The 15,303-nt window shown below is 32.9% G+C and carries 13 protein-coding genes; 5 read left to right on the top strand and 8 right to left on the bottom strand.

Annotated elements, in window-relative coordinates; translation table 11 throughout:
* Positions 1-145: 145 nt before the first annotated feature.
* From OLM51_RS04150 to gdhA, 4 genes are all read right to left on the bottom strand, one after another.
* The gene (locus tag OLM51_RS04150; RefSeq protein WP_264553142.1) at positions 146-1,738 is read right to left on the bottom strand and encodes a hypothetical protein; all 1,593 of its coding nucleotides are present in this window, start codon (positions 1,736-1,738) and stop codon (positions 146-148) included.
* A gap of 48 nt (positions 1,739-1,786) precedes the next feature.
* Entirely contained in the window at positions 1,787-2,500 is a 714-nt protein-coding gene (gene recO / locus OLM51_RS04145) for a DNA repair protein RecO (RefSeq protein ID WP_264553141.1), read from the bottom strand.
* Between the two features lie 113 nt (positions 2,501-2,613).
* On the bottom strand, positions 2,614-4,896 hold the full coding sequence (locus OLM51_RS04140; protein ID WP_264553140.1) for a T9SS type A sorting domain-containing protein: 2,283 nt from the start codon (positions 4,894-4,896) through the stop codon (positions 2,614-2,616).
* A gap of 131 nt (positions 4,897-5,027) precedes the next feature.
* Entirely contained in the window at positions 5,028-6,371 is a 1,344-nt protein-coding gene (gene gdhA / locus OLM51_RS04135; RefSeq protein ID WP_264553139.1) for an NADP-specific glutamate dehydrogenase, read from the bottom strand.
* Between the two features lie 326 nt (positions 6,372-6,697).
* Between gdhA and OLM51_RS04130 the strand changes: the two genes are divergently transcribed.
* Positions 6,698-7,489: a THC0290_0291 family protein gene (locus OLM51_RS04130; RefSeq protein WP_264553138.1), complete on the top strand. Its 792-nt coding sequence runs from the start codon at positions 6,698-6,700 to the stop codon at positions 7,487-7,489.
* An 87-nt stretch (positions 7,490-7,576) separates the two neighbouring features.
* On the opposite strand, the gene OLM51_RS04125 is transcribed toward OLM51_RS04130, so the two are convergent.
* Positions 7,577-8,719 carry a cystathionine gamma-synthase gene (locus tag OLM51_RS04125; RefSeq protein ID WP_264553137.1) on the bottom strand — a complete coding sequence of 381 codons (1,143 nt, stop codon included), beginning with the start codon at positions 8,717-8,719 and terminating at the stop codon, positions 7,577-7,579.
* Between the two features lie 105 nt (positions 8,720-8,824).
* Here OLM51_RS04125 and OLM51_RS04120 point away from each other — a divergent pair, with 105 nt between their 5' ends.
* A complete protein-coding gene (locus OLM51_RS04120; protein WP_264553136.1) occupies positions 8,825-9,568 on the top strand; it encodes a DUF3298 and DUF4163 domain-containing protein in 744 nt (247 codons plus the stop codon).
* Between the two features lie 82 nt (positions 9,569-9,650).
* Here the strand turns inward: OLM51_RS04120 and OLM51_RS04115 are convergent, their stop codons facing one another.
* The 3 genes from OLM51_RS04115 to OLM51_RS04105 all read right to left on the bottom strand — a co-directional run bounded on the left by OLM51_RS04115 (position 9,651) and on the right by OLM51_RS04105 (position 12,693).
* The gene (locus tag OLM51_RS04115; protein WP_264553135.1) at positions 9,651-10,796 is read right to left on the bottom strand and encodes an ATP-binding protein; all 1,146 of its coding nucleotides are present in this window, start codon (positions 10,794-10,796) and stop codon (positions 9,651-9,653) included.
* A gap of 126 nt (positions 10,797-10,922) precedes the next feature.
* The gene (locus tag OLM51_RS04110; RefSeq protein ID WP_264553134.1) at positions 10,923-11,675 is read right to left on the bottom strand and encodes an SDR family NAD(P)-dependent oxidoreductase; all 753 of its coding nucleotides are present in this window, start codon (positions 11,673-11,675) and stop codon (positions 10,923-10,925) included.
* Positions 11,676-11,820: 145 nt separating this feature from the next.
* Positions 11,821-12,693 carry an aldo/keto reductase gene (locus OLM51_RS04105; RefSeq protein ID WP_264553133.1) on the bottom strand — a complete coding sequence of 291 codons (873 nt, stop codon included), beginning with the start codon at positions 12,691-12,693 and terminating at the stop codon, positions 11,821-11,823.
* Positions 12,694-12,905: 212 nt separating this feature from the next.
* Here OLM51_RS04105 and OLM51_RS04100 point away from each other — a divergent pair, with 212 nt between their 5' ends.
* The 3 genes from OLM51_RS04100 to OLM51_RS04090 all read left to right on the top strand — a co-directional run bounded on the left by OLM51_RS04100 (position 12,906) and on the right by OLM51_RS04090 (position 15,272).
* A complete protein-coding gene (locus OLM51_RS04100) occupies positions 12,906-13,910 on the top strand; it encodes an AAA family ATPase (protein WP_264553132.1) in 1,005 nt (334 codons plus the stop codon).
* Between the two features lie 79 nt (positions 13,911-13,989).
* Positions 13,990-14,853 carry a DUF58 domain-containing protein gene (locus OLM51_RS04095; RefSeq protein WP_264553131.1) on the top strand — a complete coding sequence of 288 codons (864 nt, stop codon included), beginning with the start codon at positions 13,990-13,992 and terminating at the stop codon, positions 14,851-14,853.
* A gap of 62 nt (positions 14,854-14,915) precedes the next feature.
* Positions 14,916-15,272 (top strand): four helix bundle protein, encoded by a 357-nt coding sequence (locus OLM51_RS04090; protein WP_264553130.1) that lies wholly within the window; start codon positions 14,916-14,918, stop codon positions 15,270-15,272.
* Positions 15,273-15,303: the final 31 nt, after the last annotated feature.

Below are 15,303 nucleotides of genomic sequence, written 5' to 3'. Positions count from 1 at the left end.
GAAGCAATTTATAACATATTTTTTAACAAACACTCCGCTTTCAAATGATTTTAAAAGAAATCCTTCCGGAAATCCTTAATATTCCAGCTAAAAAAAACTACAGCTATAAACTGTAGTCTTTTTTTATTTCATTTTAAATTAAAATTTAGTTACACGCATCTAATGCCTCTACAAATTTCCTTAGTGAATTAATATCGTTTTTAAATTCTGTACCATTTGCCCTGGCTACCAATTTTGGACAAGGCCTTGCCAATTCTACAAACTTAGTTTTAGTATTCATTTGCCAACCAACGGAACTTGTAGAAGAGCCTATAGCCTCACTTTGTTTTTTTATGATTATTTCGCTGTTTAAATATCCGTATAACGAAATTGTTTTTCCGTTTAAAATTTCACGAACAAATCTAAAAACCGGTTTTGATCCTGCCTTTAGAGCCTCTTTAAAAGATACTGTTGAATAAAAATCATTCTCCTGAACGACTAACTTTGTAACCTGATCTGCAAAATAAGTTTTAAATACATGATTGTGATTTCCGTTTTCATCCGGAATACTAACTGAAATTTTTCGGTCTAAGTTTTCTATTGCTCTTATTTTTGCATATCCTGACACGGTATCATTTGTAGTCAAAACAAGAGAAATCAATTGGTATTTCGGGTCATTTTTTAAAAAATAATTAGGATCAAAATTAGCAACATCTACTTCTTCCTCCTTAACACCATTTGTTCGGACTTCCACATCCATGTGCCTGCTTTTAACCTGATTTACAGCAAAAAGTTCCCTTAAACTTTCATTTTTAAGTTTCATGCTTTCCCCATCAGAAACATCATATTTATTTCCGATTAACTTGTCACACCAAATATCCGATTCATCCGGCATATCGAGATAATGATAGATAACAGCCAGATTAAAATAGGCTTCGTATCGAAGTTTTCTATGCTTTCTTTCATCTTCGGCATAAGTCTTATCGATTCCTTCAAAATACTTAATTATGGGATCTATCTCTGTTTTTAAAGGCGCAACATCTTCATTATAAGACATTTTATTAAAAACAGCTTTAATTCCTGAAAGCGATTTAACACTACTATCATATTCCGGATGTTTTTTAGAATCTAAAATCCACACAAAATCTGATGTTTGTTGCACAACATAACCATAATCACGATTCAATCTCAGATCCATAACTCCGGCTACTCGCGATAAAAAATTATTTCTTACTGAATACATTGCTACATCTATAAATTTTCTGGCATCATCAGGATTTGAAAATGAATTTTCTACTGTAAACGAATTTTCTAAACTATACTTTTTATTAAAAGAAGGATCTGATGAACAGATAACAGAAAAACTGCCTGTTTCTCTTACTTTAACTGAAGCTACAAAGGAAACTTCAATTTTCTCTTTTCCATTTGAATCTTTTACTTTATTCTCGACTCTTCTCACTCCATCAACCAAAGTAATCGGATCCCATAAATCAACAGCAATTTCAAAATAACCATTTGCAGGCAGATTCTTAAATCCATCTATAGAAAAATTATATTCCAAATTATCCTTCGCATCTTTAAACCAGGCAATATTACTGGCATTAACATTTAAATGATAGGTTCTGTTTTTTCTATCTAAAACAGGTTTTGGAGGAAGGTTTACATATGATAAATTAAAACTGTGAGGATCTAAATCGACAGATTGCGAGAAAGCGGGAGCTATTAAAATAAAGAGTAAAAAAGTAGTTATTCTTTTCATATAAATTGGTTTTTGGTGCGCCAAATATATGAAATTAGCATACAGTTTTTAAGAAAAGATTTCTTTCAAAACATCGAGTGATTTTGGCTTTTTAAACCCTTCTAAATGAGAACTGTAAAAATCAATTAAAATTTTAAGAAGCAATTGTCTTTCTACAACATGAAAGATTTTCTGGCTATTATCAAATTTCAGATCAATAAGCTTTTTAAGCAAACTTGTTTCATGCTCAGAAAGAGCTGTTGAAGTTTGAAAGTGTGTAAAAATCCCTTCATTCATTTCAAAATACGGCAGAGCAATTTCAGAAACATCAGGATAAAAACCCAGATATTTTGTAATTTCTAAAAGTAAAATTAAATGAAAATTTGAAATTTCTTCATGATGATCAAGCCACGTTAAAGCGGTTTCTAAAAACACGAAAAGCGGCTCGTTTTTTTCTTCTTCCTGAATCGAATAATGAAGCATTTCAGACAAGAACATAACTATTGTACTTTTAAAAATATCAGTATGAATGGTCCGAAAAGGAACTGCAGTCTTTATTTCTTTGAAGTTTTCCAGCGTTCCTTTATTCTTATGAACAGCTTCGATTTCCAGAATTGATAATGACTGAAAATAAGCAATTTTCTGACTGGCTTTCCTGCTCGAAAAAGCATCGCGCACAAAATAAGATTTCAGTCCGCTTGAAAGTGTAAAACATTTTACAATCAAACTTTTTTCCTGAAATTTTAAGGATGAGATTACTATGGCTTTGGTTTTAACTTGCACTACTTAGATTATTAGACTTCTTAGATTGTTAGAATTTTGACCATAAACTTTTGTCTATATCATCTTAGATTATTTAGACTTTAAGCAATTCGATAATTACTTAAATTACCACATTATCTAATTATCATAACTTTTTTCACTTTCGTCTCACCACCATCCTGAGCAGAAATAAAAATCATATACACTCCGGAGGAAACTTTGTAACGACCGAAAGCAGTTGTATCCCATTCGATTGTACCTCCTTCTGATGTTGCTTCATAAACCAAATTTCCTTCGATATCAGTTATTTTAATATTTGCTTTATCTAATAGACCAGCTATTTTCACAGTCCCGAAATAGGTTGGCCTAACCGGATTTGGGTACACATAAACATTATTCAAATCTTCATTTGCTTCGGTTGCAATACCCTTAAATGATATCATTCCTTTATTGGTTGCAATAAACACCTCACCTGTAGCACTATTAATTTTTATATCATTCACCACATTACTTGGCAGTGGCGAATTATTTATTGTAAAATGATATTTGGTTTCCTGTCCATTTGGCGACACCATAAAAACACCGGAATCAGCCGTACCAATCCATTTATTATTTGCTCCATCTACAGCTATTGAAGTAATAAATTGCTCATACAGTAATTCCTGAGCCAGATTATCCTCCATTATAATTATTGGATTTGCTTTAAGCTGACTCTCACTTTGAAAACTTCCTATATTACTCAGCACACGCAATCCTTTTGTTGTTCCTATCCACAATTGATTCTTCGTATCTATTGCGATTGATCTGACATCTGCAATTGGAAGATTCCCGGCATCTACTCCAAAAGTCATTTTTTTAAATGTATTTGTAGTTTCATTAAAACCAACAACTCCATCTCTGTTGGTCCCTATCCATTTCACATTATTTCGGTCAACAAGAATACTGGAATAACTACTCGCCTCTGCATCGTCCAAAATTGAAGTCATAGCATAACTCCCCCATTGCCCATTGGATTTCAAAACTTTCAATCCATTCTTAATACGACTATTGGTTATCCAAAGATTTCCCGTTTTATCAAAAGCAGTTGCATTAATACGTACATCTATATAATTTGGTCCTTCTGTAGTAATAGATTGTAATCCACTATTTTTTTCATTGTATAAAAAATTAGGAACATCATCTTCTATTCTTAATAATCCTGAAAAAAAAGAGCTTGCATAGACTTGTTTTTCGTTTGCAGGATTTATTATAACTCTAGTTATCGACTTCGCATCATAAACCTCAGAATACGGAATATTTAACCAGCCTGAAGTATTAAATTTGCTAATTCCGTAGCTATCTAAATCATAGGGATTATAATATGTATCATAATCTCCATAAACAGCCCAAAGCGAACCTGGAGTTACATCCAGCGAAAAAATACTATTACGCGCAGGACCAGCAGGTGTATTATTTTCAAAAACAGCTGCTCCTGAAAGTGTCGAAGAAAATAGTCCTTTTTCTTTTGTTCCTATATAAATCGAATTACCAACACTGGTTGTACAAGTAAATGTAATCGTATTATCTAAAACCTGAGTGTTTGTGATCTGACGATTTAAAATCATTTGATTATTATAAACATAAACCAGATTAGGAATTGTAATAAACAAATTATGATTTTTTGACCTCATGTCTACTGCAGGTTGTGGAAGCTGCAAAAATCCAACAAAAGCACCTGCATTTAACCGATGAACATATCCAGTTGTATTTATTGCAATAAGTTCTGTATCTAAAGCCTCAATACTGGACCAATTCCCTGTATTTACAAGTAGCCATTGCTTAAAATCAATCAGATTTGCGTTTGTACTATCTGCCTTTCTGATACCGCTTGAAGTTGCAGCATAAATAAATCCATTAAAAAAAGTAGTTTGCCTTACGCTAATTTCTGCTCCATTATCACCTATAAAATAGGTATCACCAAATTGTAATGTGGTTAAATTAAACTGTACAATTCCAAAATCACAGGAAACATAAACCAAACCGTTATGTTCCATAAAATGATTGATTTTTTTCAAATTGGGAGCCAATTGTTTATTGATAATATCAACAATTTTCATGATACTACCGTCACTCTCATTGATTACGATCATCAAACCATTTTCATAGCCTACAATCGTTTTTTTGAATGCTTCACTATAATAAACTGCCGAAATCGTCTGACCCGAAAGCCCATCAACAGTTGTAATTGTTTTAATTGTATTTGCGGCATCTGTTTTAGAAAACAATGCATTCTCTGAAGCGGCATACACCGCTGAAGATGATTCTGAAATATCTTTTATTTCAGTAAACGAAAAATACCCTTGCCAATTCAATTTAGCCTGACTAAAACTAAACTGAAATGCAAATAAAAACAAAATACACAGAAAGATTCTCTTCATTGCGATCGTTATTCGAATCAACAAATATACTATAAACCAAAGTATTTGTTTTTTGTTCTTCAAATAAAAAAAATGCCTTCGATTCATCTTGAAGACGAATGAAGGCATTTTCTATTTTTTTTTGTTTTAATCTACACTACACCCTGAGCAAGCATAGCATCAGCAACTTTTACAAATCCTGCAATGTTAGCTCCTTTTACATAATTAACATAACCATCCTCGCCAGCACCATATTTTTTACATTGGTTGTGAATTCCAACCATAATATCTTTTAATCTTAAATCTACTTCTTCACTTGTCCAGTTCAAACGAATAGAGTTTTGTGTCATTTCTAATCCAGAAGCAGCTACTCCACCAGCATTTGCAGCTTTACCAGGAGCAAAAAGTACTTTATTATCTAAAAATAATTTAATAGCATCTAACGTTGAAGGCATATTTGCAGCCTCTGTAACACATAAAACACCATTATCAATTAGTTTTTGAGCATCTTCTCCATTCAATTCATTTTGAGTAGCACATGGAATTGCAATATCAACTTTTACTTCCCATGGGCTTTTTCCTTTATGGAAAACAGCATTTGGATATTTCTTTACATAAAGCTCTGCTCTGTTATCTCCCGTTGCTCTCATTTCGACCATATGATCGATTTTTTCTCCCGAGATTCCTTCTTCATCATAAATATAACCATCAGGTCCGGAAATAGTAACTAATTTCCCTCCTAGTTCATTTATTTTTAATGCAACTCCCCAAGCAACATTTCCAAATCCAGAAATTGCAACTCTTTTACCTTTTATTTCATGTCCGATAGTACGAAGCATTTGATCTGTAAAATAAACTACACCATAGCCAGTAGCTTCTGGTCTAATTAATGATCCTCCGTAAGCAAGACCTTTACCTGTTAAAACACCTGTAAATTCGTTTCTTATTCTTTTATATTGACCAAAAAGATAACCAATTTCTCTTGCACCAACTCCAATATCTCCCGCAGGAACATCTAAGTCTGGTCCAATATGACGACATAATTCTGTCATAAATGATTGACAGAAACGCATAATTTCTCCATCAGATTTACCTTCAGGATCAAAATCAGAACCTCCTTTTCCTCCACCCATAGGTAAAGTTGTCAAACTATTTTTAAAAACTTGTTCGAAAGCTAGGAATTTTAAAACTGATAAATTTACAGTATGATGGAATCTAATTCCTCCTTTATAAGGTCCAATTGCAGAATTCATCTGAATTCTAAAACCACGATTTACAATAATCTCTCCCTTATCATCTACCCACGGAACTCTAAAAATAATAGATCTTTCCGGTTCAGCTATTCTAAGCAATAAATTTTTTCCATCATATTTTTTTCTTTCTGCAATGAATGGAATTACCGTTTCGGCAAATTCTCTAACGGCTTGAAGAAATTCTGGCTCGTTTGGATTTTTTGACTCAACAAGAGCCATAAATTCATTTATTTTTTGTTCCATTTTTAAATAAATTATTCAAATAATAGTTTATAACTTTTTAACCTTTTAAATAAGAAAACGCCCTTTAAGAAAACGTTTTCGTAATAACAAGCAAAGATAAGGCAAAACGATCATGAATTGTTATTTTTTTTAGCTTTAGCAGAAGAATTGTGTTTTTTTTAAACAAAAATAAAAATACAATTTTACACTTACGATTTTACATCAAATCACCACACTTAAAGTCAGAAAATTAAGTGTTTTGTTACTAATTTTTTAATACCCGAATTTAATATTTTGTTTAGACAACCTTTTTTATATATTTGCCAAGATTTGAAAGCCCAAATACCATGCTCAAACCTATAATTATCACGTTATTTGCCATACTTGGCATCTCTACAACTGCAACTGCTCAATCCGATATTGCGCAAGAAATAGGAATATTCGCAGGACCTGTAACCCTCCAATCTGATTTTGGTGAAAGAAATAATTTTGATACCAATGTTGGAAATACAGGATTTGGAATTGGAATTATACATTTTATCAACTTTTCTGCCGCCAACAACCACGAAACTTTTTTCTCTGAACACTTTAAAGTAAGATCTGAACTATCTTTTAGCAAGACAGACTTACAACACTTTGGTAGATGGGTCGAAAAAAAACCAGCCAATTTGACTATCAACCAATTGAAAGGAATGAGTGCAAGCTCGACAGTTTTTGGATTAGGATCTCAATTAGAATTTTCTTTTATAAAAATTCATGACTTCGAAAACAATGTTGGTAGCTTCAGTCCGTACTTAAGTGCAGGTATTATGATAAACTATTATTCATCAAAAATTGGTTCTAGTTTAGGAGATATAACACTTCCTCATATTACACCAGGAAAATATTTAACTCCATCAGACGGAAGACCTCACGGTTTTTCATCCGAAACCGGAATTGCAGCTTCAATTACAGGTGGTCTGGGAGTACATTATAAGCTAACGACAATGAGCGATTTAATGTTTGAAACTCGTTTTCAAATGTTTACTTCAGACTGGATTGACGGTTTAAACCCTAACAAAGATATCTACAAAGAAAACAAATCAAACGATTGGCAAGTATGGTTTAACTTTGGATACATCTACTACTTAGAATTCTAGAAATATTTCAAAATTCCAAAATATAAAAAATCCCAAATTCCAATTATTAAGATTGGAATTTGGGATTTTTAATTTGGAATTTAATTTTTATGCTAAAGCCTGTTGCAGATCAGCAATTAAGTCTTCTGCATCTTCAATCCCAACACTTAAACGAACCAAATCATCAGTAATACCAACTTCTGCTCTCTTATCAGCAGGAATTGAAGCGTGTGTCATTAAAGCCGGATGATTTGCTAAAGATTCAACTCCTCCTAAAGATTCTGCCAAAGTAAACACTTTCAATTTCTCTAAAAAGGCAATTGAATCTTCTTTTTTTCCAGATTTAAAAGTAAAAGAAACCATTCCTCCAAAAGCTTTCATTTGCTTTTTAGCGATTTCATGAAAAGGATGATTTTTTAATCCAGGGTAATAAACCGTATTAATTTTTGGGTGATTACTTAAAAACTCCACCACTTTTTCTCCGTTTTCGCAATGTCTCTGAACTCTTAAAGAAAGCGTTTTAATTCCTCTCAAAACCAAAAAGCTATCCATTGGCCCTAAGGTTGCTCCGGTAGCAAATTGCTGAAAATGCAATTGATCTCCCAAAGCTTCATCTTTTACAATTAAAGCGCCCGCAATAACATCAGAATGTCCTCCCAAATATTTAGTAGCAGAATGCATAACGATATCGGCTCCTAAATCTAGTGGTTTTTGCAAGTAAGGTGTCGCAAACGTATTATCTACAGCAAACAAAATTTTGTTCGCTTTTGTAATTTTAGCAACTTCTTCAATATCTGCCAGTTTCATTAATGGATTTGTTGGTGTTTCTACCCAAACCAATTTTGTATTTTCATTGATTAATGATTTCAATTTTGCAATATCAGTCATATCTACAAAATGAAATTTAATTCCTGAATCTTTATAAATTCTCGAAAACATTCTATAAGTTCCACCGTACAAATCATCCATTGCAATAATTTCATCGCCGGCCTTAAATGATCTTAAGATGCAATCTGTTGCTGCTAATCCTGATGAAAAAGCTAATCCGCGTGTACCATTTTCAATACTTGCCAAAGCATTTTCTAAGGCTGTACGAGTTGGATTTGATGCCCTGCTATATTCATAATCAGCCAACGGCTTGCCTGGACTTGTCTGAATAAAAGTTGAAGTTTGATACACAGGAGGCATAACGGCTCCGGTACTTGGATCATGATGCTGACCACCATGTATTACTTTTGTATTGAATTTCATATAGTTACAAATTTTAAATCTTTAATTCCTGTACAAATTTACCGTTTAATTTATTCTAATCCTGACACAACTTCTTACCTTTGTATTTAATTAACACTTTTTGATATGAAACATTATACTTTTTTAGTCTTTCTGTTTTTGATATTTACAAGTTGTAACAAAGAGCTTTCATTTGAGAATGAAACATTTGAAGAAAAATCTGCCATTCCATGCAAGAGCGATTGTCCAAAAGTTACTATTGACATTCCTGTTGCAAAAAATATTAAAATTACTGCCGACAGTATAAATAAAAAGATTTTTTCTGTTGTAAAAGAAATAATCTATTTTGGAGAAGATCCAAAATCAGTACATGACTACCATTCTCTTGCCAAATCATTCATTGATTCTTATGAAGAAATGCACAAAAAATTTCCAAGCGAAACTTTTGGCTGGGAAGGAAAAATTAAAGGAAATATTGAATTTGAATCAGATCAGATTTTAAATATCAAAATTGATCATTATACTTTTACTGGCGGAGCACATGGTTATCAGGGTTTTAAATCTTTACTATTTAATCCGCAAACAGGAAAAACTATATTCAACAACCAATTGTTTAAAAACCAAAATGAGTTCAAAGTTTTTGCTGAAAAAAGATTTCGCGAGAAATACAAAATTCCAACCACTGCAAATATAAATGCAACGGGATTAATGTTTGAAAACGATAAATTTCAGCTACCACAAAATATTTTTTATACTGAAGAAGGCCTTCTTTTATACTACAACTCATACGAAGCAGGCTCCTACGCCGATGGCCCAAAAGAAATCTTATTTCCTTATGAAGAAGTGAGCAAATATTTAAATTTTCAGTAATATCTGAATCAACTTTAAGTTAAATACTCAACAATGTGTTTCCAGATCGAAAACTCTTTGAACCTACAAGCTTTCATCATCTTTACTGAACATCATATTTCATTTTACGCAAAATACGAAGTGCTTCTTTAAAAGACAAGTACACTTGTGGAAAAGGTTTCAACAACAATTTTGAATCAATTAATTTTTGTTTGGCTTCATCAAACCCGTTTAAATAGCAAATCATAAATGTCGATGGCAGATTCTCAAGATCAACTAATTCTCTGTCTGATAAAACAAATCCTTTTTGCAATTTTTGAAGCAATGCAATATTCGAATTATAAATATGGTACAACATCTTTCGATTGAATTCTGGTGGCTGAAAAAGCATCTCACGATCGATTTTATAGTACCCGTTATCAAAAAAATGAATCGTTTGTTTTTCTAGAGGATAATAACTTGTTTTGTCATTTAATCCCAATGGAACATATTCTGTAATGGTGAAACTATCCTCATTGTAAACAATAGTAACAACATCCTGAGCCGAATAAAAAAGCTTTACCTGCTCATTGATTAACTCAATATCTACGCGAGATAAAAAAGTTTTGTCGCGGGATTTCTTTGCAACTCCCGCCCAACAAATCACAAAGAGTTCTTTAAAGACATAATATTTTGGCGACATATCTTTATGCCTGAAATTCATGAAATCAAAAACACCATCTAGTGTATATTGAATACTATTTCGGGAACTATTTTCAATTCCAATTACAGTTTCAGTATTTTGATAGTTTTTTTCGAATTCTTCACCAATTTCTAACGGAATCGAATTACTGCCACGCCTAATAAATATGCTATTTGCAAGTATTGTGTGAATTCCTTTTTTAAAATATGAAATTTTACTATTGGGTTTTATAGTAACCAAACCGATTACCTTATCCTTTGGAAGATTCGGAAAAGGTACATTTTCATATTGAATTTTTGGAGGATTTTCTAAAAAGGCATTAACGAGATTTTGAATTCTGCTATCATCAAAAAAATCATCACCTACAATTTCATTGTCATGATCCTCAACACCAACAACGATGTAAGAATTATTGGCTGGATTTGAATTGGATAATGCACAAATATGCTTGAGGAACTTTCCTTTCCCCTCTCGTGAATGAAGATTCAATTGCCTTTTTTTATCATAAAAACTGCTCTCGTCATTATGAGCGAGCAGGTTTTTTATTAAAAGGCGTTTATTGATCATTTACAGACTTCTTAGATTATTGGATTTTTAGACCTCACAAGACTTTTAACTTTAGACATTTAGACTTCTTAAATTTTAACTGTAGTATACTTCAAATCTAAGAAGTCTAAGTTAGTCTAAAATAAATTAATCTCTTTTGACTATTGTTGCAGATGCCTGAGCAGTTGGATAAACGATCAAGTCAGCAATATTAACATGATACTTTCTCGAAACCACAAAATGAATAATATCGGCAATATCTTCAGCTTGTAAAGCATCTACACCTTTATAAACCGTTGAAGCTCTGTCAACATCGCCTTTAAAACGTACTTCGCTAAACTCAGTTTCAACCATTCCCGGATGTATTGCGCCTACTCTAATTCCGTAAGGATTCAAATCCATTCGCATTCCATTGTTAATTGCATCAACAGCATGTTTAGACGCACAGTACACATTTCCGTTTGGATACACTTCTTTACCGGCTATAGAGCCAATATTGATAATATGCCCCGATTTACGCTCAATCATTTGCGGAATTATAGCCTTAGAAACATATAAAAGTCCTTTTACATTGATATCGATCATGGCATCCCAATCTTCAATATTTCCATTTTGAATTGGATCTAAACCGTGTGCATTCCCTGCATTATTTATTAAAACATCAACAGTCGAAAAATCCGCTGGCAATGAATTAATACTTTCAAAAACAGCATCTTTATCACGAACATCAAATGATAAAGAATGTACTTCTGTAAAAACCGAAAGCTCTTTTTCAAGTTCTGTCAAACGATCTTTACGTCTTCCGCAAAGGATAACTTTGTAATTGTTTTTTGCCATTATCTGCGCAGTTGCTTTTCCAATTCCGCTTGTGGCTCCAGTAATTAAAACTGTTTTTTTCATTCTGAGATTTTTATTTTTTTTTAGCCACAGATTAAAAGCTTAAAATGATTCTTGTAATCTGTGTAAATCCTTTAATCTGTGGCAAATATTTTTTTAATGGCATTTAGCTGAACACTAAAAAAACTGAACCCTGAACACTTAAAATTTAAGGCACATCGTCGCCCATACTTTCTGTCCAGATGGCAAACCAGTCTTCTTTATCCATTTCCAGTTCAACGGCTCTCATTAAAGCCTGAATTCTTGCAATATTAACAGTTCCTGCAATCGGAATCACACCAGCCGGATGTTTCAAAATCCAGGCTAGCAAAAGGGTATCAGAACCATATCCGTACTTATGCATTAACTCTGCAAGTAACTTTTTTAAACGACGTGTTTTCTTTGTATCTTCTCTAAAAACAGTCCCAAGCGGATTCCATGACAACGGACGAATTCCTTGTGTTTGCATATAATCTAAGCTTCCGTCTGTCATTGCTTCAAAGTGTGTTGCTGAAAACTGCACCTGATTATAACTTATTTCTGTTTTTTGACGAATTAATTCGGTTTGAGAATTCGTGAAATTTGAAAGTCCAAAATCAACAATTTTACCTTCCGATTTTAATTTCTCAACTGCTTCTGCAATTTCGTCAGCCTGCATTAACGGACTTGGTCTATGTAATAAAAACACATCAACATAATCTGTTTTAAGTTTTTTTAATGATTCTTCAACAGACCAGATGATGTACTCTTTCGAATAATCATAATGCTTAATTTTATTTTTACGACCTTCAGCAATCATCTGAATTCCGCATTTTGTAATTAACTGTAATTTTTCTCTTGAAATTTTACTGGCTTTAAACGCCTTCCCAAAATCTGCTTCGGTAGTATAATCCCCGTAAATATCGGCGTGATCAAAAGTGGTAATTTTGTTTTCGATACAAACCTGTATCATACTTTCCATTTCTTTTGGCGTCAAATTTTTGTCCCAGACACCCCAATTCATAGTACCCGAAATAATAGGCGATAATGTTGTCTTGCTCATGGTTATATTGTGTTATTTAAGGTAATAAATATGCTTTTCTAAAGCATAATCACCAAAGTTCTTAAAAATATAAAAATAGATTCACAATTCGTCCTTAAAATTAAGTCATTGGTCGAAGTTTTAACCATTCTTTAACATCTTACTTCTCAAAAAATATTGAATTTGCACTCTCAAAATTAAGACATAAAAATCAAGGTTTTAAAAATATTTATATGGAAGAAAATACAACGACTTTAGACATTAGAGCGATTAATGAAAAAATTGAAAGAGAAAGTGCTTTTATAGACCTTCTTACAATGGAAATGAACAAAGTCATTGTGGGCCAGAAACATATGGTCGAGCGCTTATTAATTGGACTTTTAGGACAAGGGCATATTTTACTGGAAGGTGTACCTGGTCTGGCCAAGACTTTAGCGATAAATACTTTGTCTCAGGCTGTACAAGGTTCTTTCAGCCGAATTCAGTTTACTCCTGATTTATTGCCTGCCGATGTTGTTGGAACAATGATCTACAACATCAAACAAAATGAATTTTCTATAAAAAAGGGACCTGTTTTTGCCAATTTCGTTCTTGCAGATGAGATTAACCGTGCTCCTGCAAAAGTTCAGTCGGCTTTATTAGAGGCGATGCAGGAAAAACAAGTTACTATTGGCGACACCACTTTCAAATTAGATCGTCCGTTTTTAGTTCTTGCAACTCAAAATCCTGTTGAGCAAGAAGGAACATATCAGCTTCCTGAAGCACAGGTTGACCGTTTTATGCTTAAAACTGTAATTGATTATCCAAAAATCGATGAAGAGCGTTTTGTAATTCGTCAAAACCTAAAAGGATCTTACGAAAAAGTAAATCCTGTAGTTTCAGTTGAACAAATCCTGCGTGCGCAAGAAGCTGTTCGTGAAGTTTATATGGATGAAAAAATCGAAAAATATATCCTGGATATCATTTTTGCTACTCGTTATCCGGAAAAATACAAACTGGCAGACTTAAAACCTCTTATTAGTTTTGGAGCTTCACCACGTGGAAGTATCAACTTGGCAAATGCTGCAAAATGCTACGCTTTTATCAAACGTCGTGGTTATGTCATTCCGGAAGATGTTCGTGCAGTTGTGCACGATGTTTTACGTCACAGAATCGGAATCACTTACGAAGCAGAGGCAGAAAACGTTACTTCTGTAGACATTATCAACAAAATCGTAAACGAGATTGAAGTACCTTAAAAAGTTGATGGTTGATAGTTTTTTGTTGATGGCCTATGCACCTTCAACCAACAACCATAAACCATAAACCAAATCAAAAATGGATACAAAAGAGCTTTTAAAAAAAGTACGGAAAATAGAAATTAAAACCAAAAGACTGAGTAATCATATCTTTTCGGGAGAATACCACTCTTCATTTAAAGGACGAGGAATGACGTTTAGCGAGGTACGTCAATACCAATACGGAGATGATATTCGTAATATCGATTGGAATGTAACCGCACGCTACAACGAAGCTCACGTTAAAGTATTTGAAGAAGAACGTGAATTGACCATGGTTTTAATGGTTGATATTTCGGGCTCCGAAGGTTTTGGTTCAAAAACTCAATTTAAAAAAGACATCGTCACGGAGATTGCCGCAACGATGGCTTTTTCGGCTACACAAAATAATGACAAAATTGGTTTAATATTATTCTCAGATAATGTAGAACTGTATATTCCACCAAAAAAAGGCCGTTCACACGTTTTAAGAATCATTCGTGAATTAATAGAATTCGAACCAAAGAGTCAAAAAACAGACGTTGCTCAGGCATTAAAATTCTTGTCAGGAACCCAAAAAAAGAAAGCCATTGTATTTATGATTTCAGATTTTATGTCTGATAATTACGAGCAAACTTTAAAAATTGCTTCAAAAAAACATGACCTTACCGGAGTTCGCGTTTATGATATTCGTGAGGAAAAAATTCCAAATCTAGGTATGGTAACCATGCTTGATGCCGAAACCGGAAAAACACATCTGGTAGATACTGGCTCAAAAACAGTTCGAATGAATTACGAGAAACATTATCAGGAAAGACTGCATTATTTTCAGGATACATTTCGTAAATCGGGTGCTGGTGTTGTAAATACGAGAGTTGACGAAAATTATGTAACAAAACTATTGGGCTATTTCAAATCAAGATAAAAATTTAAGATTTTCGATTAACGATTTTTGATTTTTGATCGAATTGCCTAAATGAATTTATAATGAATAAACAGGAATTAGAAAATAGATTGATTGATTTTGCTGCAAGCATTATATTATTAACTATTACTTTTGAAAAGAATTACGCTGGCAATCATTTACTAGGGCAAATAACCCGTTCCAGTACTTCTCCGGCCTTAAATTATGGTGAAGCACAAAGTGCTGAAAGTAAAAGAGATTTTATTCATAAAATGGGAATTTGTTTAAAAGAATTAAGAGAAACTTTTGTTTGTTTAAAAATTATTGAAAAAGCAAATTTATCATCAGATCATGAAAATTTATCCCGGGCAAAAATAGAGGTCAATCAATTAATATCAATTTTCGTTTCGAGTATCAAAACATCAAAAAATAATTCATAAAAAATTAAAGATTACAATTTTAGTAACAATT

The sequence above is a fragment of the Flavobacterium sp. N2038 genome, from assembly GCF_025947185.1.
In the GTDB taxonomy this organism is placed as follows: Bacteria; Bacteroidota; Bacteroidia; order Flavobacteriales; family Flavobacteriaceae; genus Flavobacterium.
This window is presented reverse-complemented; position numbering and strand designations above follow the sequence as displayed.